The 21,517-nt window shown below is 62.7% G+C and carries 20 protein-coding genes; 15 read left to right on the top strand and 5 right to left on the bottom strand.

What is annotated here, in order from left to right; all coding sequences use genetic code 11:
* The first annotated feature begins 115 nt into the window (after positions 1–115).
* The 3 genes from ABWV89_RS10885 (at position 116) to ABWV89_RS10875 (ending at position 3,018) form a co-directional block, all read left to right on the top strand.
* Complete coding sequence (locus ABWV89_RS10885; protein ID WP_353397500.1) at positions 116–865, top strand: alpha/beta fold hydrolase; 750 nt, start codon at positions 116–118, stop codon at positions 863–865.
* 110 nt (positions 866–975) lie between these two features.
* Entirely contained in the window at positions 976–1,662 is a 687-nt protein-coding gene (locus tag ABWV89_RS10880) for a histidine phosphatase family protein (protein ID WP_353396532.1), read from the top strand.
* A 153-nt stretch (positions 1,663–1,815) separates the two neighbouring features.
* A complete protein-coding gene (locus ABWV89_RS10875; protein WP_353396530.1) occupies positions 1,816–3,018 on the top strand; it encodes an MFS transporter in 1,203 nt (400 codons plus the stop codon).
* Positions 3,019–3,049: 31 nt separating this feature from the next.
* On the opposite strand, the gene ABWV89_RS10870 is transcribed toward ABWV89_RS10875, so the two are convergent.
* Positions 3,050–3,835 (bottom strand): FadR/GntR family transcriptional regulator, encoded by a 786-nt coding sequence (locus ABWV89_RS10870; protein ID WP_353396527.1) that lies wholly within the window; start codon positions 3,833–3,835, stop codon positions 3,050–3,052.
* Positions 3,836–3,953: 118 nt separating this feature from the next.
* Here ABWV89_RS10870 and ABWV89_RS10865 point away from each other — a divergent pair, with 118 nt between their 5' ends.
* From ABWV89_RS10865 to ABWV89_RS10820, 10 genes are all read left to right on the top strand, one after another.
* Complete coding sequence (locus ABWV89_RS10865; RefSeq protein WP_353396525.1) at positions 3,954–4,802, top strand: NAD-dependent epimerase/dehydratase family protein; 849 nt, start codon at positions 3,954–3,956, stop codon at positions 4,800–4,802.
* Between the two features lie 10 nt (positions 4,803–4,812).
* Positions 4,813–5,727 (top strand): SMP-30/gluconolactonase/LRE family protein, encoded by a 915-nt coding sequence (locus ABWV89_RS10860; RefSeq protein WP_353396523.1) that lies wholly within the window; start codon positions 4,813–4,815, stop codon positions 5,725–5,727.
* 102 nt (positions 5,728–5,829) lie between these two features.
* Complete coding sequence (locus ABWV89_RS10855; protein WP_353396522.1) at positions 5,830–6,804, top strand: TRAP transporter substrate-binding protein; 975 nt, start codon at positions 5,830–5,832, stop codon at positions 6,802–6,804.
* 142 nt (positions 6,805–6,946) lie between these two features.
* Complete coding sequence (locus tag ABWV89_RS10850; RefSeq protein WP_353396520.1) at positions 6,947–7,510, top strand: TRAP transporter small permease; 564 nt, start codon at positions 6,947–6,949, stop codon at positions 7,508–7,510.
* Positions 7,507–8,796, top strand: a complete 1,290-nt coding sequence (locus tag ABWV89_RS10845; protein WP_353396519.1) for a TRAP transporter large permease — start codon at positions 7,507–7,509, stop codon at positions 8,794–8,796. The genes ABWV89_RS10850 and ABWV89_RS10845 overlap by 4 nt, the downstream gene beginning before the upstream one ends.
* 16 nt (positions 8,797–8,812) lie before the next feature.
* Positions 8,813–10,108 carry a glucarate dehydratase family protein gene (locus tag ABWV89_RS10840; RefSeq protein ID WP_353396517.1) on the top strand — a complete coding sequence of 432 codons (1,296 nt, stop codon included), beginning with the start codon at positions 8,813–8,815 and terminating at the stop codon, positions 10,106–10,108.
* Positions 10,109–10,182: 74 nt separating this feature from the next.
* Positions 10,183–11,106, top strand: coding sequence for a 5-dehydro-4-deoxyglucarate dehydratase (gene kdgD / locus ABWV89_RS10835; RefSeq protein WP_353396516.1), 924 nt, complete (start codon positions 10,183–10,185; stop codon positions 11,104–11,106).
* Positions 11,107–11,201: 95 nt separating this feature from the next.
* Positions 11,202–12,683: an aldehyde dehydrogenase (NADP(+)) gene (locus tag ABWV89_RS10830; protein ID WP_353396514.1), complete on the top strand. Its 1,482-nt coding sequence runs from the start codon at positions 11,202–11,204 to the stop codon at positions 12,681–12,683.
* A 13-nt stretch (positions 12,684–12,696) separates the two neighbouring features.
* Entirely contained in the window at positions 12,697–14,244 is a 1,548-nt protein-coding gene (gene garD, locus ABWV89_RS10825; protein ID WP_353396512.1) for a galactarate dehydratase, read from the top strand.
* An 11-nt stretch (positions 14,245–14,255) separates the two neighbouring features.
* On the top strand, positions 14,256–15,344 hold the full coding sequence (locus ABWV89_RS10820; RefSeq protein WP_353396509.1) for an aldose epimerase family protein: 1,089 nt from the start codon (positions 14,256–14,258) through the stop codon (positions 15,342–15,344).
* 29 nt (positions 15,345–15,373) lie between these two features.
* Here the strand turns inward: ABWV89_RS10820 and ABWV89_RS10815 are convergent, their stop codons facing one another.
* On the bottom strand, positions 15,374–15,883 hold the full coding sequence (locus ABWV89_RS10815; protein ID WP_353396507.1) for a winged helix-turn-helix transcriptional regulator: 510 nt from the start codon (positions 15,881–15,883) through the stop codon (positions 15,374–15,376).
* Between the two features lie 107 nt (positions 15,884–15,990).
* Here ABWV89_RS10815 and ABWV89_RS10810 point away from each other — a divergent pair, with 107 nt between their 5' ends.
* Positions 15,991–16,731, top strand: a complete 741-nt coding sequence (locus ABWV89_RS10810; RefSeq protein WP_353396505.1) for an SDR family oxidoreductase — start codon at positions 15,991–15,993, stop codon at positions 16,729–16,731.
* A gap of 48 nt (positions 16,732–16,779) precedes the next feature.
* Positions 16,780–17,385, top strand: coding sequence for a 2-hydroxychromene-2-carboxylate isomerase (locus ABWV89_RS10805; RefSeq protein ID WP_353396503.1), 606 nt, complete (start codon positions 16,780–16,782; stop codon positions 17,383–17,385).
* A gap of 24 nt (positions 17,386–17,409) precedes the next feature.
* On the opposite strand, the gene ABWV89_RS10800 is transcribed toward ABWV89_RS10805, so the two are convergent.
* The 3 genes from ABWV89_RS10800 to gyrB all read right to left on the bottom strand — a co-directional run bounded on the left by ABWV89_RS10800 (position 17,410) and on the right by gyrB (position 21,446).
* Positions 17,410–17,862, bottom strand: a complete 453-nt coding sequence (locus ABWV89_RS10800) for a RidA family protein (RefSeq protein ID WP_353396501.1) — start codon at positions 17,860–17,862, stop codon at positions 17,410–17,412.
* 253 nt (positions 17,863–18,115) lie between these two features.
* Entirely contained in the window at positions 18,116–18,811 is a 696-nt protein-coding gene (locus ABWV89_RS10795) for a TetR/AcrR family transcriptional regulator C-terminal domain-containing protein (protein ID WP_353396499.1), read from the bottom strand.
* 25 nt (positions 18,812–18,836) lie between these two features.
* Positions 18,837–21,446, bottom strand: coding sequence for a DNA topoisomerase (ATP-hydrolyzing) subunit B (gene gyrB, locus ABWV89_RS10790; protein ID WP_353396497.1), 2,610 nt, complete (start codon positions 21,444–21,446; stop codon positions 18,837–18,839).
* Positions 21,447–21,517: the final 71 nt, after the last annotated feature.

The raw sequence follows: 21,517 nt of genomic DNA, 5'->3' as shown, positions 1-21,517 counted from the left end.
CACCATCGGTGTTCGGCTGGGCCATGCGCCCAGCTGCACCGGTATCGCTACCGGTATTGGATTGGATTGCATGGCATTGCGTTCACAAACACACGAACATTCGGAGACAACACCCATGGCCAACAACAACAGCAGCAGCAAAGATACCTACGTCCTCGTTCACGGCGCCTGGCACACCGGCGAAACCCTGGAGCCCACCGCGCGCATCATCCGTGAGCAAGGCCACGACGTGCACTGCCCCACCCTCGCCGGCAACCGCCCTGGCGACGACTACGCCAAGCTCTCACTGCAAGACGCCATCGACGATTTGGTGGCCTATCTGGAAAAGAACGACCTCAAAGACGTGCGCCTGATGGGCCACAGCTACGGCGGCATGCTGATCTCTGGCGCGGCCGAGCGCGTGCCCGAGCGCATCCGCCGCCTGGTCTACGTCAACGCCTTCGTGCCCAACCCCGGTGAATGCCTGGCCGACATGACGCCGCCGAACTTCCGCGAGCTGTTCGACGCCATGAACAAGGCCAACAACGGTGCCGTGGTGCTGCCCTACCCCATCTGGCGCGAAGCCTTTATCAACGATGCCGACGGCGAGCTGGCGCAGAAGGCCTACGACGTGCTGCACCCACAGCCTTACCGTTGCTTTGTCGACCCTCTGCCGCTCAAGGCACCGCTGGCCGCGCTGGAAATTGGCAAGTCGTATGTGAACTGCGTGGAAGACACAGCCATGCCCCACAGCCTGCCCTGGCACCCACGCCTCTCCGAGCGCCTCGGCCTGTTCCGCTACGTGGCGTGCGCCGGAAGCCACGAGTCCTTGTTCACACAGCCCGAAGCGTTGGCCAAAGCGATCATTGCAGCAGGGCGCGATTGAGCTATCTGCGCTGGCGGCCGTGTTAGGCTGTTCATGACACAACAGCGCCGGAGGGCCACGTGCCTATCCGGCGCGATGGTGCCTCCTCACCTGCAAGGAGGAAAACTGTCATGAGCAGCAAACATCAGGGCTTGCGCAACATCTACTTGGTGCGCCACGGCGAGAGCATCGCCAACCTCGACGTCACCATCTACAAATCCACGGCCGACCACGCCGTGCCGCTGTCAGCGCGCGGGCACAAGCAAGCCACCGCAGCCGGCGAAGCGCTGTGCGAATTGCTCAAGGAACACCAGAGCGAGCACGTGCGCATGTGGACCAGCCCCTACCGCCGCACCCGCGAAACCGCGGATGGCATTGAAGCGGCAATGCGGCCGCACTTTGCCAAGCTGGACAGGCGCGAACACATCAACCTGTGCGAGCAGCAGTTCGGCCTGTTCGACGGTGTGCCCGACGAAGACTTGCCGCGCCTGTTCCCGCTGGAGCATGCCCACTACGACCTGGCGGAAAAACACGAAGGCCGTTTCTGGGCGCGCATGCCGCTGGGCGAAAGCCGTTTTGATGTGGCCATTCGCGTGCACCAGGCCTTCGGCACCTTCCATCGAGACGCCCAGCGCCACGGCGTGCACCACATCGTCGTCGTCTGCCACGGCGTGACCATGCGCGCCTTCATCATGCAGTGGCTGCACCTGCCCTACGAATGGTTTGACCGCCAGCGCAACCCGGGCAACTGCGACGTGTACCACATCGCCCAGCACATGGATGGCGAGGGCGAGTTTGTGTACCGATGCCAGGTTTGAAGTTGGACGTTTGACGTTGGAAGTGGCGAGTGTCGGTTGTGTTGGTGCGATATCTGGTATTGCGCTATTTGATGCGTGGAATTTGCCGCGTCGAATCCTACAATCCCCACTTCCGAGTTCTTTCCGAGCGCCCCCCAATCCGCTGGCAACCCCATGCCTCCCCTCAATCCAGACCGCGGCCCCGACTCAGACGACAACAGCAACAGTGCATTGATCACCCAGCTGCTGATCTTTGCGCTGGTGGCTGCGGCGTTCACCAACATCTACATCCCTCAGCCAGTCCTGCCCGTGCTGGCCGAGGAGTTTGGCGTGGACGCGGCCAAGGCCTCGCTCACCGTCTCGGGCACCGTGCTCGGCATTGCGCTGGCCAATTTGCCCTTCGGCCGAATGAGCGATCGTTTTGCGCTGCGTCCCTTGATCGTCATGGGTGGGGCCATGGTGGGCATGGCCGGGTTGCTGGCCGCCGTCACTGAAACCTTCTCTGTGCTGGTGGCCGCACGTTTTGTGCAAGGCCTGTTCATGCCGGCGCTCACCACTTGCGTGGCGGCCTTCGTGGCGAACAACTTGCCCATGGAGCGCGTCAACGTGGCCATGGGCGCCTATGTGTCGGCCACGGTGGTGGGTGGCCTGGGAGGGCGTTTGCTCGGTGGCTTCATTCACCCGCCGCTGCACTGGCGCTATGCCTTCGTCAGCGCGGCAGTGTTGCTCATCCTCGCGGTGTTGGCTTCGGCGCGATGGTTGCCCAGAGCGGGGGTGCGCCCCCAACACCCGGAGGGTGAGCACGGTTTCATCAAACTGCTGGCATCGGTCAGCACGCTGCGCATGTGTCTGGTGGGCTTTGGTGCGTTCTGGGTGTTCTCCAGCATCTTCAACTTCCTGCCCTTCCACCTGAGCGAGCCGCCCATCTCGGCCTCCACCGATCTCATCACCTTGCTCTACCTGGTCTATGTGCTGGGCGCCGTGATGGGGCCGCTGGCGGGCAAGTTGTCCAACCGGCTCGGCAGTGGCCGTACCATGGTGGCAGGATCGGTTTTGCTCGGCTTGTCCTTGGCGGCTTTGCTGGTGCACAGTTTGCCGGTGGTGGTGTTGGCCCTGCTCGGCATCTGTGCCGCCTTCTTCACCATCCACGCCTCTGCATCAGGCGCGCTCAACAGCCGTCTCAAGGCCAGCCGTGGGCGGGGCAATGCGCTCTACGTGTTGTTCTACTACGTGGGGGGCGCGGTCGGCATCACCACCGGCGGCTACGCCTGGGACCATGGCGGCTGGGAGACGGTGCTGCTGATCAATGCCGTGGTGTTGATGATTCCGCTGGGTGTGGGTCTGTACGAGGCGGCTCTGGCGCGTCGCACGGCGTGAAACGGGTGCCGGACGAGTGGCGAGTGGCCGATCAGCCTGTCATCTCTCCTGCGCTGACGGCCTGTGAGCGACGCAGGCGTTCGCGACTGTTGGACAGGTGGGTGCGCATGGCAGCGCGGGCGCCTTCGGCATCGTGCGCGCGGATGGCCGAATAGATGTTCTCGTGTTCGGCATGGACGCGCCGCAGGTAGGCGTCACGGCCTTCTGACGCGCTGTTGGGCGTGTTGACCCTTGTGCGCGGAATGATGACGGTGCCCAGGTGGTTCATCAGATCGGCAAAGTAGCGGTTGCCGGTGGCCATGGCCACTTCCATGTGGAACTGGAAGTCGGACGGAATGGCATCCGACTGGGCGTTCAGTGCAGATTCAAAACTGGCCAGGGCCTTGGCCATGGCCTGCAGGTGACTCTCTTCCCTTCGCTGGGCGGCCAGGCCGGCCGCCTCGGTCTCCAGACTGATGCGCAGCTCCAGCAAGGCCACCACATCGTCCACCGTGGGCAAGTCCGCTGCGGTGAGGCGAAACAGGCTGGGGTCTGTGGCTTCCTTGGCAAAAGTGCCGATGCCGTGACGCGTCTCCACCAGGCCCGATGCCTGCAAACGCGAGATGGCTTCGCGTACCACGGTGCGGCTGACCTCGAAGCGGGCGACCAGCTCGGATTCGGTGGGCAGTTTCTGACCGGGTTGCAGCCGACCCTCCCGGATGTCGGCTTCGATCGATGCCACGATTTCAGGCACCAGCCCGCGCGGACGGCGCGCACGCACTGGCGCAGCCGCGGCGTTCTTGGCCGGGTCAGATCCTAGGGTTTTCACTGGGTCCATCGATTTTTCCTTGACAGCGAGTCCATGGATTTCCACAATCTCGCCTAGTTGTCAGACAACTGACGACAGATGTCTCAAGCACAAGCCAACTGTAGCAAAGCTCGAGAGTGCTGTGCAAATGAATCCGCAAAAAGCGACGAATACCATGGTCAGTATCCGCAAAACACACCAAAAAATCCTGCTCACGGGCGCCGCCGGTGGCCTGGGCACCGCACTTCGTCCCCGGCTCAAAGCCAATTGCGATGTGCTTAGGTTGTCTGACAAGTTGGGGGTCGGCGAGGCCGAGGCGGGCGAAGAGGTGATGCTGGCCGATCTGGCCGATGCGGCGGCGGTGAATGCGGCGGTGGCCGGATGCGATGCCATCGTCCACCTGGGCGGCATTTCGGTGGAGGCGCCCTTCGAGGCCATCATGCAAGCCAACATTCTGGGCCTGTACCACTTGTACGAGGCCGCACGCCAGCACGGCGTCAAGCGCGTGGTGTTTGCCAGCTCCAACCATGTGGTGGGCTTCTACAAGCAAAGCGAGACCATCACCGCCGACCACCCCCCACGCCCCGACAGCTTCTATGGCGTGAGCAAGGCGTTTGGCGAAGACTTCTCGCGCTTCTACTTTGACCGCTACGGCATCGAGACGGCCTGCGTGCGCATTGGCTCGTCCTTCCCCGAGCCACGCGATCGGCGCATGCTGGCCACCTGGCTCAGCTACGACGACCTGCATCGCCTGATCAGTGCCTGCCTGTCGACGCCGGTGCTGGGGCACAGCATCGTGTTTGGCATGTCGGACAACGCGGTGACCTGGTGGGACAACAGCCGTGCGCGCCACATCGGCTATGTGCCCGAAGACAGCGCTGATGTGTTCCGGGATGCCGTGTTCGAGCGCACGGCCACGCCCGACGTGAACGAACCTACCGCTGTCTACCAGGGTGGTGCGTTCGTGCGGGCTGACCCTTTCAAGAACAAAGCCTGATCGGCGCCACATGAAAACAGATGCCGAACTGGTACTGGACGCGCGCTGCAGCGTGGGCGAGAGCCCTGTCTGGGACAGCTTGCGCCAGGCGCTGTGGTGGGTGGACATTGCCAGCAAGCTGTTGTGGTGCTGGACCAGTACCACCGGGCAAGCGCGCCATTGGCCCACGCCTGAGCAGACCGGATGCATAGCGCTGGCCGACGGCAGCGATGACTTTGCCCACGGGCAATGGATTGCTGCGATGGAAAGCGGTGTGGCGCGGCTCACGCCCAAGGAAAACGGAACCATGGGCTGCGAGTGGATCACGCAGGTGGAGCATCCGTCCCCGGGCATGCGTTTCAACGATGGCCGCTGCGACCGGCAGGGCCGCTTGCGTGCCGGCACGATGGTCATGGACATGTCGCTGGCGCAACCGGCCGGCTCCTTGTACGCCCTGGACGGCCGTGCGCCCTCCGCTCGCCTCCAACGTCTGCAATCGGGCTTCATCACGCCCAATGGCATGGCCTTCAGCCCGGAAGGGACCACCATGTACCTCTCCGACTCCCACCCCAAGGTGCAATCGGTCTGGGCATACGACTACGACATCGATGCGGGAGAGCCGAGCAACGGTCGCCTGTTTGTCGACTTCAATGATCTGCCCGGCCGGCCCGATGGTGCGGCAGTGGACGCAGAGGGCGGCTACTGGGTATGCGGCAATGACGCGGGCATGGTGCACCGGTTCACACCCGATGGCTTGCTCGACCGTTGGCTGCAGGTACCGGTGCAAAAACCTGCCATGTGTGCCTTTGGCGGCTCACGCATGGACACCTTGTTCGTGACCTCGATTCGCCCGCCAGGTGACCTCAGCGACCAACCCCTGGCTGGCGGTGTGTTCGCCTTGCGGCCGGGCGTTCCGGGCCTGGAGGAGGCGCGCTGCCGGGCCTGACGTCTGCCCCGTCGCGCAATCGCTCAAGCACACGCACACGTTCACGTTCACTCAAGTTTTCCGTTCCTTCGTTCATCACCACACAACACCATGGAGACAAAGATGAAACTGCAACGACGCCTGATCACCGGACTGGTTCTTGCCGCATGGCTGCCGCTGTCGGCCCATGCACAGACTGTGTTCAAGTCACACGATACGCACCCCGCCGGCTACCCCACGGTGGCCGCGGTGGAGAGCATGGGCAAAAAGCTCGACGCTGCCACCAAAGGCCGTCTGAAGATTCAGACTTTCCCCGGCGCCGTGCTGGGGCAGGAAAAAGAGGCTGTGGAGCAGGTGCAGCTGGGCGCCATCCAGATGGCCCGCATTTCGCTCGGCGTGATCGGCCCGGTGGTGCCCGAGGTCGATGTGTTCAACATGCCGTTTGTCTTCCGCGACATCAACCACATGCGCGCTGTCATCGACGGACCAGTGGGCCAGGACTTGCTCGACAAGGTCAGCGCCAGCCCGGCGCGCCTGATTGGCCTGGGCTGGATGGATGGCGGCAGCCGCAGCCTCTACACCAAGAAGCCGGTGCGCTCGCCTGAAGACCTCAAAGGCCAGAAGATCCGGATGATGGGCAACCCGCTGTTCGTCGACACCATGAACGCCATGGGTGGCAACGGCATCAGCATGGCCTACGGTGAAGTGTTCACGTCGCTGCAGACAGGTGTGATCGACGGTGCCGAGAACAACCCGCCGAGCTACTTCACCGCCAACCACTACACCACGCCGGCCAAGTACTACAGCCAGACCCACCACCTCATCATTCCCGAGATTCTGGTGATGTCCAAAGTGGCCTGGGACAAGCTCTCGGCCGACGATCAGGCGCTGGTGAAGAAGCTGGCGCGCGAAGCACAGTTGGAGCAGCGCCAGCTCTGGGACAAGAGCGTGGCGGACTACACCGCCAAGCTCAAGGCTGCTGGTGTGGAGTTCATCCAGATCGACACCAAGCCCTTCTATGACGCGACCGAGCCAGTGCGCCAGAAGTACGGCGCCAAGCACGCGGATCTGATGAAACGCATCGCAGCGGTGAAGTAAAGCCCCCTGCGCCTGCGCCGGTTCGCGGCTTCCCCCCGGAGGGGGGACGCACCCTGTGGCCCGGCAAAGCCGGTTCCACGGGTGCCCTGGAACAGGGCGCCGCTGCTGGCCACCTCGCCTTGAACAAACAAGAGTCATTTCCATGAGTCACCACCCATCGGGCGGACATCCTGTCTCGCGCTTTCTCGACTCGGTCTACCTGGCCTGCATCTGGACGGCGGGCGCGTGCATCTTTCTCATGTCGGTCTTCATTCCCTGGGGCATCTTCTCGCGCTATGTGCTGGGCACAGGCTCGCAGTGGCCAGAGCCGATCTCGATATTGCTGATGGTGGTCTTCACCTTCCTGGGGGCGGCCTGCAGCTATCGCGCGGGCGGCCACATTGCGGTGGCCATGCTCACCCAACGCCTGCCTGCTGGCGCACAGCGGCCGCTGCGTGGCGTGGTTCATCTGCTGATGCTCGCCGCATCGCTGTTCATGCTGTGGTACGGCGCACAACTGTGTATCGGCACCTGGGGGCAGTCGATTCCCGAGCTGCCCTGGATGCCTGTGGGCTTCTCCTACTTGCCGTTGCCCATCGGCGGTGCTGTCACGGCTTTGTTCGTGCTCGAGCACATCTTCCTGGGCGATCAGAGTCAACGCAGCGTGGTGACCTTCGACCAAGAGACCACTGCCGCCGAAGCCAGTGGTGTGGAAGGGGCTGCATGATGGATGCCTGGATCTTGCTTGGCAGTTTTTTCGTGCTGATCCTCATTGGCACGCCGGTGGCCTATGCCATGGGCCTCTCGGCCTTGATTGGCGCCTGGTACATCGACATTCCGCTGGACGCGGTGATGATCGCCATCGCCAACGGGGTCAACAAGTTCTCGCTGCTGGCCATACCGTTCTTCGTGCTGGCCGGTGCCATCATGGCCGAAGGCGGCATGGCGCGGAGACTGGTCGCGTTCGCAAACGTGCTGGTGGGATTCATTCGTGGTGGTCTGTCATTGGTGAACATCCTGGCGTCCACCTTCTTTGGCGCCATCTCGGGGTCCTCAATGGCCGACACGGCGTCGGTGGGCACAGTGCTTATCCCTGAAATGGCCAGGAAAGGCTACCCCCGGGATTTCGCCACTGCGGTCACCGTGAGCGGGTCGGTACAGGCCATCCTCATTCCGCCCAGCCACAACGCCGTGATCTATTCGCTGGCAGCCGGCGGTACGGTGTCCATTGCCGCGCTGTTTGTCGCTGGCGTGTTGCCCGGCCTGTTGCTGGGTGCCACGCTGGCGGCCCTGTGCCTGTGGACTGCGAAGAGAAAGAACTACCCCAAGGGTGAAGTCATTCCCCTGAAGCAAGCGTTGAAGATTTGCGCCGACGCGCTGTGGGGTCTGATGACCATGGTGATCATCCTCGGCGGCATTCTCAGTGGCGTTTTCACCGCCACCGAGTCAGCTTCCATTGCGGTGCTCTGGGCCTTCTTTGTGACCATGTTCATCTACCGCGATTACCGGTGGAACGAACTGCCCAAGCTGATGCATCGCACGGTCAAGACGCTGGCCATCGTCATGATCCTGATCGCCTTTGCGGCCAGCTTCGGATACATCATGACCTTGATGCAGATTCCGATGAAGATTACGTCCGCGCTCAGCACAGTCTCGGACAACCGCTACGTGATCCTCGCGCTCATCAATGTGCTGTTGCTGGTGTTGGGCACGCTGATGGACATGGCTCCCCTGATTCTCATCCTCACGCCCATCTTGCTGCCGGTGATTCACGGCATCGGTGTGGACCCTGTGCATTTCGGCATGATCATGATGATCAATCTGGGCATAGGCCTGATCACGCCGCCGGTCGGGGGCGTGCTCTTCGTGGGCGCTGCCGTGGGCAAGCTGCCGATGGAACAAGTGGTCAAAGCCTTGCTGCCATTCTTTGGCGCATTGCTGCTCGTGCTGATCGCTGTGACCTACATTCCCGGCCTGTCGCTGTGGTTGCCCGAGTTGTTGCTGGCGAACTGATGCTGAAAGACAAGCCATGACCCAGCACAGCATTGCCCACATCCGCATCACGCCCATTGCGTTTCGCGACCCGCCCCTGCTCAATGCAGCCGGCATCCACGAGCCATGGGCCTTGCGATCCATCATCGAGCTTGAGACCGAATCGGGTCTGGTTGGCATCAACGAAAGCTATGGCGACCAGCCCATGCTCGCGGCCATGGCCAAGGCAGCGCCTTCACTCCAGGGGCTTTCGCCCTGGGCGTTGAACGAGATGGAAGCGCGCGTGACCGCACTGCTGGCACCGGACACCTCGAACGCTGCGTCCGAGTTTCAGGGCACACATATTTCGCTGGCGCCAGGCACCCATGTCTCGAAGACGGTGGCCAAGGTGATCAGTGCGTTCGAAGTGGCCATGATGGATCTGCAGGGGCAACTCGCCAACGCGCCGGTGGTGGATTTGCTCGGCGGTGCGGCGCGCGATTCGGTGCCCTACAGCGCCTACCTGTTCTTCAAGTACGCAGAGCACATCGACCGACCTTACGCACCCGATGCGTGGGGTGAAGCGTTGACGTCCGAGCAGATCGTCGGGCAGGCCCGACGCATGACGGACGCCTACGGCTTCAAGAGCATCAAGCTCAAAGCCGGTGCCCTGCTGCCCGAGCTGGAAGCCGACGCGGTGCTGGCGCTGGCCAAAGCTTTTCCCGGCGCCCCGCTGCGCATCGACCCCAATGGAAACTGGAGAGTTGCCACCAGTCTGAGCGTGGTCGAGAAGCTGCGCGGCGTGCTGGAGTACTACGAAGACCCGGCCCCCGGTCTGGATGGCATGGCCTCGGTAGCACAGGCCTGCGAGGTGCCGCTGGCCACCAACATGGTGGTCACCGATCTCAAGGAATTCCGACGCAACGCGGAGATGGGTTGCCCGGTGAAGATCGTGCTCTCCGACCACCACTACTGGGGCGGACTACGCGCCACTCAGCGCCTGGCGCTGATGTGCGAGACCTTTGGTCTGGGCCTGTCCATGCACTCCAACTCGCATCTGGGCGTCAGCCTGATGGCCATGACCCACCTGGCGGCTTCCGTCCCGCACCTGTCCTACGCCTGCGACACGCACTACCCCTGGCAGGACGACGAGGTGGTGCAAGGCGGGCGCCTGCGCTTCGAAGCCGGTTCGATGCGTGTGCCGCGTTCGCCAGGCCTGGGCGTGCAGCTTGATCGCGAGGCCCTGAGCCGTCTGCATGACAACTATCTGAACACCACTATCCGTCACCGCGATGACCTGGCGCAGATGCGCAAGTACGACCCTGATTTCTCAGGTCAGCAACCACGCTTCTGAGCATCCACTCATACGACGACAAGCATGTCGTCCCAACCCTCATCTTTCTGTACACACCACGCGAGCCCAACACCATGCAAACGTCGTTCACTCCCCAGGATCTCAAACAAGTGATGTCAGAGGGTCTGCTGTCCTTTCCGCTGACCGACTTCGATGCCCACGGTGACTTTGATGCCCGTGCGTATGCCGACCGTCTCGAATGGCTGGCGCCTTACGGCGCCACGGCGCTCTTTGCCGCCGGCGGCACAGGTGAGTTCTTCTCCCTCACTGGCCAGGAGTACCCGGAGATCATCCGCACAGCTGTGCAGACTTGCCAGGGCAAGGTGCCCATCATCGCTGGTGCTGGCGGGCCAACGCGATTCGCGATCGCGTGCGCACAGGAAGCAGAGCGCCAGGGCGCGCACGGCATTCTGCTGCTGCCCCACTACCTCACCGAGGCCGGCCAGGAAGGCCTGATGGCCCATGTGGAGGCGGTGTGCAAGAGCGTGAAGTTCGGCGTCATCGTCTACAACCGCAACGTCTGCAAGCTCACCCCCGATTCGCTGGCCCAGTTGGCCGAACGCAACCCCAACCTGATCGGCTTCAAGGATGGCGTGGGCGATATCGAGGCCATGTCGTCCATCTACATGCGCATGGGCGACCGCTTTGCCTACCTGGGCGGCCTGCCCACGGCCGAGGTCTATGCCGCCGCCTACAAGGCGCTGGGCACGCCGGTCTACTCATCTGCCGTGTTCAATTTCATCCCCAAGACCGCGATGCGCTTTTATGAGGCGGTGCGCGACGACGACATGGCCACCCAGCATGAGTTGCTGCGCGGCTTCTTCATGCCCTACCTGAAAATTCGCAATCGCACGCAAGGCTATGCGGTGTCCATTGTCAAAGCCGGTGCCGCGCTGGTGGGCCATCCCGCCGGCCCGGTGCGCCCGCCGCTGAGCGATCTGAAGCCTGCCGAGATGGACGAGCTCAACGCGTTGATCGAGGCACTGGGCCCGCAATGATGCGTGTCCGTTCCTGATGTGCCGTTCTGCGCCTTTTTGTACTTGTTTCCCCTAACGGACAGAAGGCCTTCGCGCCTATCTGCTCGCACCTGCTCATGAACCCTCAAACCCTACAGTCATTCAACGCCCGCACCGGCGAACCTCACGGCAACGCCCTGGCGGCATCAACCATGGCTGAGCTGGACGCGGTGGTCAATGCTGCCGCTGATGCGTCTCCCTCGTGGGCGTCAAGCAGCGGAGGCGACCGTGCGACATTGCTGCGCGCCTTGGCCGATTCGCTCGAAGCCGAACGTGAAGCCCTGGTGGCTTTGGCCGACACCGAAACCGCTTTGGGGCCGGTACGTCTCAATGGCGAACTCGATCGCACCTGCTTTCAGCTGCGGCGCTTTGCCACGCTGGCCGGAGAAGGTGCAGCCTTTCGGCTCGTCGATGATCCGGCGGTGGCTGGCGGGCCGCCGGCGGGTCACCCAGACATGCAGCGCCAGTGGGTGCCGCTGGGGCCCGTGGCCATGTTTGCTGCCAGCAATTTTCCGTTTGCGTTCTCGGTGCTGGGTGGCGACACGGCCAGTGCCCTGGCTGCGGGCTGTCCGGTGGTGGTCAAGGCGCATCCAGGTCACCCGCTTCTGTCCCAGCAAACCTACACGATCATTCAGGCGGTGCTGGCCAGGCTGAAACTACCCGCTGGTCTGGTCGGCATGGTACAAGGCGCCGGCGTGCACATTGGCGTGGCGCTCATTCGCCACCCCCGCATTGCCGCCGGTGCCTTCACCGGTTCGACGCGCGGTGGCCTGGCCTTGCTGGCCGAAGCCCAGGCGCGGGCAGTTCCCATTCCTTTTTACGGCGAGCTTGGTGCGATCAACCCGGTGGTGGTCACGCCCGCTGCACTGGGTGCGAACACGGAAGCGCTGGCAGACACGCTGGCCAGCTCCATCACACTCGGCTGCGGGCAGTTCTGCACCAACCCGGGTCTCATCGTCTTGCCGGCACACCCGGACGCCGATCGCCTGGTGACGGCGCTGAAGTCCGCACTGGCCTCGCAACAACCCCACGCCATGCTCACCGCTGGCATGCGCCAGGCGTTTGCCAAAGGCACTGCCCGGCAGCTTGGCCATGGCGCCAGGGCCTTGGTGAACGATGGCGCTGATGCATCGGTGGCACCCATGCCCTTCCTCGCCGAGGTAGACGCCGCCCGATTGGTGGCCGAACCCGAGCTGCGTGAAGAGGTGTTCGGCCCCTCCAGCCTGCTGGTTCGCACCCGATCACTCGACGAGATCGAAGCGGTGCTTCGGTCTGTACAAGGCAGCCTCACCGTGACCTTGCTGGGGGTAGATGCCGACACGTCTGACAACCGACGTCTGGTGCGTGCGGCCACGGCCATTGCGGGGCGCGTGCTGTTCAAAGGTGTGCCCACGGGCGTGGCCGTGACCGCAGCTCAGCAGCACGGCGGCCCATGGCCTGCATCCACTGCGCCGATGACGACGTCCGTCGGTGATGCCGCTCTGGAGCGTTTCGTGCGCCCGGTCTGCCTGCAAGATGCCCCCGCCTGGCTCAAGGAGCGCCATGGACAGCCCTGCTGATGGAGGCGGGGTGATGACCGCCTCACCACGCGTCATCTGCATGCACGATGCCGACAACGTGGCCATCGTGGTCAACGCCGGCGGCCTTGCTGCGGGCACCACCCTGCCTGGCGGTCTGGTTCTTGTCGAAGGCGTGCCGCAAGGCCACAAGGTGGCGCTGCAGGCCTTGCCCGATGGCAGCGAGGTCCGTCGATACAACGTCATCATCGGCCACACCAAGGCAGATATTCCAGCCGGGGGCTGGGTCAATGAGCAGCGCCTGCGCATGCCGGAGGCCTGCTCGCTGGACGATCTGCCAGCACCCAATCCCCCCGCTGATCTGCCGCCACTGGATGAAGACTTCTGGTTCGACGGTTACCGCAATCCCGATGGAAGCGTCGGCACCCGCAACCTGTTGGCCATCTCCACCACCGTGCAGTGTGTGGCCGGTGTGCTGGATGTGGCCGTGCGCCGCATCAAGGCCGATCTGTTGCCGCAGTATCCGCATGTCGATGGCGTGGTGGCGCTGGAGCACACCTACGGTTGCGGGGTCGCCATTGATGCGCCAGACGCCATCGTTCCGATTCGCACGCTGCGCAACCTGGCCAGCAATCCCAACTTCGGCGGTGAGGTCATGGTGGTCAGCCTGGGTTGCGAGAAGCTGCAACCCGAACGGCTGTTCCCGCTGGGCTCTATCCCGATTCATCAAAGTCAGACGGCCGCACTCGATGTCGTCTGCCTGCAAGACGACGAGCACATCGGCTTCGCCTCCATGATCGATCACATCGTCGAGCAGGCCCGCACGCACCTGGAACGCCTCAACCAGCGTCGGCGCGAACGCTGCCATGTGCGCGAACTGGTGGTGGGTGTGCAGTGTGGCGGCAGCGATGCCTTTTCGGGTGTCACGGCCAACCCCGCCGTCGGCTTTGCCACCGACTTGCTGGTGCGTGCCGGTGCCAGCGTGATGTTCAGCGAGAACACCGAAGTGCGCGACGCGGTCGACCAGCTCACTACCCGCGCCGCCAATGCCGAATTGGCCCAGCGCATCGTGCACGAACTTGGCTGGTACGACGCCTATCTTGCTCGCGGTCAAGCCGACCGCAGTGCCAACACCACGCCCGGGAACAAGAAGGGCGGCTTGTCCAACATTGTCGAAAAGGCGATGGGATCGGTCGTCAAGAGCGGCACCGGCCCGATTCATGGTGTCATCGCTCCCGGTGAAAAGCTCACCCAGAAGGGCCTCATCTTCGCGGCCACGCCTGCCAGCGATTTCATCTGTGGCACCTTGCAACTGGCCGCCGGCATGAACCTGCACGTGTTCACCACCGGCCGCGGCACGCCCTATGGACTGGCGGCCTGCCCGGTGATCAAGGTCGCTACCCGCACCGACCTCGCCCGCCGCTGGCATGATCTCATGGATCTCAACGCCGGTCAGATCGCTGATGGCGAAATGAGCATCGAGGAAGCCGGCTGGACGCTCTTTCGGCAAATGCTAGAAGTGGCCAGCGGCAAACGCACCTGGTCCGAGCAATGGGGCATCGAGAACGCCCTCGTGCTGTTCAACCCGGCGCCAGTGACCTGACCGGCCGCTCAATGCTGCGTTTGTCTGAAGCCGCTGAACGCCTGGACCCGCGCAAGTTCATCGGTGTCGTGGGCGGCCAAGCCGTGAGCCTGTATCGCCTGCAACACGCCAACGGCATGGAGGTGGCGATCTGCAACTTGGGGGCCAAGGTTCTGCAATGGCGGGTGCCCAACCGTCACGGCGCAAAGACGGACGTGGTGCTGGGCTACGACAGTTTGCCTGGCGTACTCGCTGGCTCGCCCTCCATGGGGGCATTCATCGGGCGCTATGCCGGCCGCATCGGGCAAGCCCGCTACACCCTCGACGGCATTGACTACCACCTGCCAGCGAATGCTGGCGAACACAGCATTCATGGTGGTCCACGCGGATCGCGCCACAGGGTCTTCAATGTGTTGCAGCACAGTTCAGACTCGCTGGTGCTCGGATTGCGGTTCGAGCCCTCGCTTGATGGGCATCCCGGCGTGGTGGATCTGACGCTCACCTATCGGCTGACGGAAGAGGGCACACTGGTCATCGAGCATGAAGCAGTGGCACCAGAGAATCAGGAAACCAGCGACGTGCCCTCGCCGGTGAGCTTCACGCCCCATCTGTTTTTCAATCTCGACGGCTCTGAAGGTGCGTCCGTCGATGCGCACAGCCTTGAGGTGATGGCCGATAAGATTCTGGACTGCGATGCTGACGGCGTGGCCACGGGTGATTGTCTCTCGCTGGCCGGCCATCACCTCGATCTGCGACAGCCGCGATGTCTGGCAGACATGCCCGACGTGGACCATGCCTTCGAATTGCGCAGCACCCAGGATTTGCCGGAACCCCGATGGGCAGCCCGTGTCCACAGCAAGGTTTCGGGCCATAGCCTTTCCATCCACACCACCGAGCCCGTGCTGCAGGTGTACACCTGTGCAGCGTTGGGCGCAGGGTCCAATCCGGATGTGGGCAAACAAGGTCGGCTTCACCGGCCCCGCATGGCGCTGTGTCTGGAGCCTCAGCGATACCCCAATGCGATGAACTGTCCACCCTTTCCGGTTCTGCGCGTGATGCCGGGGCAGCCCTATCGCGCGCGCACCGAGTATTACTTCAACAGAACGGGCACATGCCCGTGAGAGGGCGTGAGGCGACGGGCGCGAAACGTTCACGTGCGTTCGTCGGCGCGCATCTGCATGAGACGCGCAAACAAGGCGTGCACACTCTCATCGGCGCCGGGGCCTGGCATCGACCGCAGGTCGGCGCGTTGCAACGAGCGCCCCGCTGCGTTCTTCAGCTTCAGAGAAGGCACCCGCTTGCCGGTCTTGCGCTCGGTCACTACCAAAGGCTCATGGCCTTTGCCGTAAACCCACTGGTCTGACCATTCGCGCAAGGCGGTGAGCACCGGCAGAAGGGCCTCACCCTTGGGCGTGAGTTCGTATTCGAAACGCTGGCCTGCCTGGCCCACTTCAACACGCGCCAGAATGCCTTGCTCCACCAGCCAGGCCAGGCGTTCGCTCAGGATGTTTTTGGCGATGCCCAGGTTTTGCTGAAAGTCGCTGAAGCGCCGGATGCCGAAGAAGGCATCGCGGATGATGAGCAAGGACCACCAGTCGCCAAACGCGTCGAGCGCTTGAGCCACACTGCAGGTCATGTCGTTGAAGCGTTTGCGTCCCATGTAGGCGATTGTCCTGCAAATGGTTGCATAACGCAACCAAAAAGAATATGCTGCGCCAGATCCGTGGTGGAGGTACCACCTGTTGAACGGTTGAAAAGGAGACAGATTTGAATGCAGACAAGCAGACCGCCAAGGTTGCTCTGGTCATCGGCGCAGGCGACGCGACCGGTGGCGCCATTGCCAAACGTTTTGCCAAGGAAGGCTATACGGCCTGTGTGACCCGGCGCAGCGCTGACAAGCTGGAACCCTTGGTGCAAGAGATCAAGGCATCGGGCGGGCAAGCCATTGGTTATGCGTCGGACGCCCGCAAGGAAGAAGACGTGGCGCAACTCATCGACACGATCGAGCGCGACGTCGGACCCATCGAGGTGATGGTGTTCAACATCGGCGCCAACGTGCCTTGCAGCATCCTTGAAGAAACCGCGCGCAAGTACTTCAAGATCTGGGAGATGGCCTGCTTCAGCGCTTTTCTCAACGGCAGGGAAGTCGCCAAACGCATGGTGGCGCGCGGGCGTGGCTCCATCCTCTTCACCGGCGCGACCGCGTCGCTGCGCGGCGCGGCCAACTTTGCCGCGTTTGCCGGCGCAAAGCATGCGTTGCGTGCACTGGCCCAGAGCATGGCCCGCGAGTTGGGGCCGCGCAACATTCACGTGGCTCATGTGGTGATCGACGGCGCCATCGATACCGACTTCATCCGCACCAACTTCCCCGAGCGCTATGCACTCAAAGAACAGGACGGCATCCTCAACCCCGAACACATTGCAGACACCTACTGGTACCTGCATCAGCAACCGCGCGACGCCTGGACGCACGAGCTGGAGATGCGTCCCTACATGGAGCGCTGGTGAGCGCGTTCACTTACTTAGCCACTTACCCCCGACAGATACGGAGACATCATGAGCCAAGACCCAACCAACAAGACCGTCGAGTTCATCTTTGATGTGGGCAGCCCCTATACCTACCTCGCCTTTCACGCGCTGCCCAAGATCGCTGCTGACAAAGATGCGCGTATTGTCTGGACGCCCGTGCTGCTGGGCGGCATCTTCCAGGCCACGGGCAACCGCAGCCCGGTCGAGACGCCAGCCAAAGGCAAGCACCTGGAGATCGACCTGCAACGTTGGGCCGCGCACTACGACGTGACCTATACCGCCAACCCGCACTTTCCCATCAACACCTTGATGCTGATGCGTGGCGCAGTGGCCATGCAGATGCGCAGTGATGAAGCGTTACAGCGCTATCTGGCGGCGGTGTTCACCGGTATGTTCGAGAAGCCCTGCAACATGAACGACCCCGCAACGCTGGGCTCGGTGTTGGCCAATGCGGGCTTCGACCCACAAGAGTTGCTGGCCTTGACGCAGCAGCCCGAGGTCAAAGCCAGGCTCAAATCAAACACCGAGAGCGCAGTGGAACGTGGTGTGTTCGGCGCGCCCAGCTTCTTCGTGGGCGACGAACTCTACTGGGGACAGGACAGGCTGAACTTTGTGGAAACCGCACTGTCCTGATCCTGGGCAAACCCAGCGGTGTGCTCAATCGAGAGCCACCACTGCATCCACTTCAAACAGCATGGGGTCGATGGCCAGCTTGGGCACGGGCACCAGTGTTTGCGCGGGCAAGGTTTCGCCAAACATCTGTTTGACGGCCTGGGTCAGTACGCCGAGCTTGGACATGTCGTGGTCCACCACATAGATGTTGAGCTTGACCACCTGAGCGGGTTTGGCCCCCAGGGCGTCCAGCGCCGACTTCAGATTGGCATAGGCTTGGTTCACCTGGTCGGCGAATTCGGGTGAGAGTTGTCCACGGCCATCTTGCCCGCCCTGACCAGAGATATAGGCCACACGCCCGGTGCTGGGCGTGATCACCGCCGTGCTGTAGCCGTTGGGGGTTGGGTCGTAAAGGGTCGCGGGGTTCACGATTTTCGGCAACTGGTTCGATGCTTGTGAGCTGGGTGCGCTCTGCTCTGCAAAAGCTGGTGCGGTCATGGCAAGAATTCCTCCGATAAACAATGATTTGATGGCAACAGACGTTGGCGTGGACGTGGACATTGGGGCTTCTCCGTGGATGGTTGGTTGTTCCTGGCGACGCCCGGGCGTCAACCAGAACAACGCTTCCAATGAATGACTTGGATTGAATCGTACAGTGTACGAGTCTGCCTGTCAAGCAGGCGCAGGCCAAGTCGCGCCAGCATGTTGCGTTCAGTGGAAATGAGGGATGGCCGGGCGTGCGGCCGTGCCGTCAGGGATGGGCGGTGACGCCGCGAAGAATGAGCCGGATGCCCGCCTCAAATGCACCATCCCAGTCGTCATCCGCGAGCAGATCAAGGCGCTCAAGGCTGGGATAGGCAGTGGCGCCTGCGACAGGAGGCGCCTCCTTGGGGTTGGCGCTGCCATCCGGTTCATGCATGGCCATGAAACTGACCAAGGTCAACGTGGCACCCATCAAGTGGTTCCAGAGCGACCAGATGGCGCCCTTGATCTCTTTCTCAGGTACACCGCCGTCGATCAGCGCCTGAGCCAGAATCTCGAGCCTGGCCAATGTGCTGTGACCCAACATGCGTTGCGGCAGCAGCGGTGCGGACCAGGGGTGGCGCAACATGCAGGCACGCCAATCGACCAAAACATCCAGCACGCGATCAGACCAGTTCGGGTGTGTCGCCCCCCGTGCAGGGATCGGGCGCTCAGCCTTGTAGGCCAACACGGTGTCCAACGCCAAGTCGTAAACGGCTTCCTTGTTGGCCACATGCCAATACACGCTCATCACGCCAGAGCCCAAATGCTCGGCGAGCTTGCGCATGGAAAAGCCCTTGATGCCATGGGCATCCAAGAGCTCTACAGCTGCCTGAGCAACACGGTCCTTACTCAGCCGCTGATGATCGTCAGACGCTGAAGAACCCCCAGCGCCCTTGCCTCTGCTTTTGCCACCCGCGGCCATCGACCCGACCGATCAGCTCTGACGATCAAACGTCGATGTTGCCCGCCTGCAGCGCGTTGCTCTCGATGAAGTCGCGGCGCGGCTCCACCTCGTCGCCCATCAGCATGGTGAAAACGCGGTCGGCTTCGATGGCGTCGTCGATCTGCACACGCAGCAAACGGCGAACGGTGGGGTCCATGGTGGTTTCCCACAGCTGCTCGGGGTTCATCTCGCCCAGACCCTTGTAGCGTTGGCGGCTGGTGGTGCGCTCGGCTTCGCTGATCAGCCAGGCCATGGCCTGACGGAAGTCGCTCACCTTCTCTTCCTTGGCCTTGTCGCCTTCGCCGCGCTGCACCTTGGCGCCCTCGCCCAGCAAGCCGCGGAAGGTGTTGGCCGCTTCCGCCAAGGCGGCGTAGTCCGCACCGTGCACGAAGTCTTGGGTGATGATGCTGCTCTTGACGTTGCCATGGTGACGGCGGCTGATGCGCAGAATCGGCTTGTCGGTCTTGGCATCGAATTCGCCAGCCACTTCAGGCGGCGTACCTGTGGTGGACAGCTCGGCCAGCTTGGCCTGCATGGCCACAGCTGAAGCCTCAGCCTCGGCCACGGTGTCGAGCTTCACTTCCACGCCATCGGCCATGGCGCGCAGCGCTTCTGCGTCCATGAAAGCTGACAGGCGGTCGATTACCCGCTCGGCGATCTGGTGCTTGCGTGCCAGTTCGGTCAGCGTGTCACCGTCGAGCACGGTGGCGCCTGGCTGGCCATTGGTGACGACCTTGGCGTCCTTGAGCGCCACGCGCAGCAGGAAGCTGTCGAGCGCTGGCGCGTCCTTGAGGTACAGCTCTTCCTTGCCGCTCTTGACCTTGTACAGCGGTGGCTGCGCAATGTAGATGTGGCCGCGCTCCACCAGCTCGGGCATCTGGCGGTAGAAGAAGGTCAGCAGCAGCGTGCGGATGTGGGCGCCGTCGACGTCGGCATCCGTCATGATGATGATGCGGTGATAGCGCAGCTTGGCCACATCGAAATCGTCCTTGCCTTCGCCCGCGCCGGCCTTGCCGATACCAGTGCCCAGTGCGGTGATGAGGGTGACAATCTCATTGGAGGTCAGCAGCTTCTCGTAGCGCGCCTTCTCCACGTTCAGGATCTTGCCGCGCAGCGGCAGGATGGCCTGGAATTTGCGGTCGCGGCCTTGCTTGGCCGAGCCGCCGGCGGAGTCACCCTCCACGATGTAGATCTCGCACAGGGCGGGGTCTTTCTCCTGGCAATCGGCCAGTTTGCCCGGCAGGCCCATGCCATCGAGCACACCTTTGCGACGGGTCATCTCGCGCGCCTTGCGGGCCGCCTCGCGGGCCTTGGCGGCCTCCACGATCTTGCCGCAGATGGTCTTGGCGTCGTTCGGGTTCTCCAGCAGGTAGTCGGTCAGCAGGCGCGCCACCACGTCTTCCACCGGGCCGCGCACTTCGCTGGAGACCAGCTTGTCCTTGGTCTGGCTGGAAAACTTGGGCTCAGGCACCTTCACCGAGAGCACGCAACACAGGCCTTCGCGCATGTCGTCACCGCTGATGTCGACCTTGGCCTTCTTGGCCAGATCGTTCTCTTCGATGTACTTGTTGATCACGCGGGTCATGGCCGCACGCAGGCCGGTCAGGTGAGTACCCCCATCACGCTGCGGGATGTTGTTGGTGAAGCAGAGCACCTGCTCGTTGTAGCCGTTGTTCCACTGCATGGCGACTTCCACACCAATGTTGGTGCCTTGGTCGCTCTCGCGGTCGCCGAGCGCGTGGAAGATGTTCGGGTGCAGGACATTCTTGCCCTTGTTGATGAAATCGACAAAGCCCCTGACGCCGCCGGCGCCGGAGAAATCGTCTTCCTTGCCGCTGCGTTCGTCCATGAGGCGAATGCGCACGCCGTTGTTCAGGAAGGAGAGCTCGCGCAGGCGCTTGGAGAGGATCTCGTAATGGAAATCATTGTTCTCCTTGAAGATCTCGGTGTCGGGCAGGAAGTGCACCTCCGTGCCACGCTTCTCGGTGTCACCGATGACCTTGGCTGGCGAAATTTCCACGCCGTTCTGTGTCTCGACCACACGGTTCTGGAGAAAACCGCGGGCGAACTCGAGTTGATGAACCTTGCCATCGCGCCGCACGACGAGACGCAGCCATTTGGACAGCGCATTCACGCAGGACACACCCACGCCGTGCAGGCCGCCCGAAACCTTGTAGCTGTTCTGGTTGAACTTTCCACCGGCGTGCAATTCGGTCAGCGCAATTTCGGCGGCTGAACGCTTGGGCTCGTGCTTGTCGTCCATCTTGACGCCGGTCGGGATGCCACGGCCATTGTCGGTGATGCTGATGGAATTGTCGGTGTGGATGGTGACGACGATGTCGTCGCAATGGCCAGCCAGCGCTTCGTCGATGGAGTTGTCCACCACCTCGAAGACCAGGTGATGCAGACCGGTGCCGTCGGAGGTGTCGCCGATGTACATGCCGGGACGCTTGCGCACAGCTTCGAGGCCCTCGAGGATCTGGATGGCGCCTTCGCCGTAGCCAGCGCTGGCGCCGGGCTGGTTGGTGTCGATCTTCGGGGTCGCGGGCTGCTGATTTTCGTCACCCTTCGGCTGGTTTTCAGACGGGTTGACGGGTTCGTTGGCGTCGGACATGTAGGGATTCTCGGTTCTTTAGAAAGGCCAAACCCGCAGAGCCTGCGGGTTGAGCCATCGGGTCAGTGTGC

It is taken from the genome of Hydrogenophaga sp. 5NK40-0174 (genome assembly GCF_040372165.1).
Taxonomy (GTDB): Bacteria; Pseudomonadota; Gammaproteobacteria; order Burkholderiales; family Burkholderiaceae_C; genus Hydrogenophaga.
Note: the sequence above shows the minus strand (reverse complement) of the source record. Positions and strands in the feature narration are given on the sequence as shown.

Coding starts and splice junctions, on each gene's coding strand:
- ABWV89_RS10885 (WP_353397500.1), top strand. CDS start 116: ATGGCCAACAACAACAGCAGCAGCAAAGATACCTACGTCCTCGTTCAC.
- ABWV89_RS10880 (WP_353396532.1), top strand. CDS start 976: ATGAGCAGCAAACATCAGGGCTTGCGCAACATCTACTTGGTGCGCCAC.
- ABWV89_RS10875 (WP_353396530.1), top strand. CDS start 1,816: ATGCCTCCCCTCAATCCAGACCGCGGCCCCGACTCAGACGACAACAGC.
- ABWV89_RS10870 (WP_353396527.1), bottom strand. CDS start 3,835: ATGGACCCAGTGAAAACCCTAGGATCTGACCCGGCCAAGAACGCCGCG.
- ABWV89_RS10865 (WP_353396525.1), top strand. CDS start 3,954: ATGAATCCGCAAAAAGCGACGAATACCATGGTCAGTATCCGCAAAACA.
- ABWV89_RS10860 (WP_353396523.1), top strand. CDS start 4,813: ATGAAAACAGATGCCGAACTGGTACTGGACGCGCGCTGCAGCGTGGGC.
- ABWV89_RS10855 (WP_353396522.1), top strand. CDS start 5,830: ATGAAACTGCAACGACGCCTGATCACCGGACTGGTTCTTGCCGCATGG.
- ABWV89_RS10850 (WP_353396520.1), top strand. CDS start 6,947: ATGAGTCACCACCCATCGGGCGGACATCCTGTCTCGCGCTTTCTCGAC.
- ABWV89_RS10845 (WP_353396519.1), top strand. CDS start 7,507: ATGATGGATGCCTGGATCTTGCTTGGCAGTTTTTTCGTGCTGATCCTC.
- ABWV89_RS10840 (WP_353396517.1), top strand. CDS start 8,813: ATGACCCAGCACAGCATTGCCCACATCCGCATCACGCCCATTGCGTTT.
- kdgD (WP_353396516.1), top strand. CDS start 10,183: ATGCAAACGTCGTTCACTCCCCAGGATCTCAAACAAGTGATGTCAGAG.
- ABWV89_RS10830 (WP_353396514.1), top strand. CDS start 11,202: ATGAACCCTCAAACCCTACAGTCATTCAACGCCCGCACCGGCGAACCT.
- garD (WP_353396512.1), top strand. CDS start 12,697: ATGACCGCCTCACCACGCGTCATCTGCATGCACGATGCCGACAACGTG.
- ABWV89_RS10820 (WP_353396509.1), top strand. CDS start 14,256: ATGCTGCGTTTGTCTGAAGCCGCTGAACGCCTGGACCCGCGCAAGTTC.
- ABWV89_RS10815 (WP_353396507.1), bottom strand. CDS start 15,883: ATGGGACGCAAACGCTTCAACGACATGACCTGCAGTGTGGCTCAAGCG.
- ABWV89_RS10805 (WP_353396503.1), top strand. CDS start 16,780: ATGAGCCAAGACCCAACCAACAAGACCGTCGAGTTCATCTTTGATGTG.
- ABWV89_RS10800 (WP_353396501.1), bottom strand. CDS start 17,862: ATGACCGCACCAGCTTTTGCAGAGCAGAGCGCACCCAGCTCACAAGCA.
- ABWV89_RS10795 (WP_353396499.1), bottom strand. CDS start 18,811: ATGGCCGCGGGTGGCAAAAGCAGAGGCAAGGGCGCTGGGGGTTCTTCA.
- gyrB (WP_353396497.1), bottom strand. CDS start 21,446: ATGTCCGACGCCAACGAACCCGTCAACCCGTCTGAAAACCAGCCGAAG.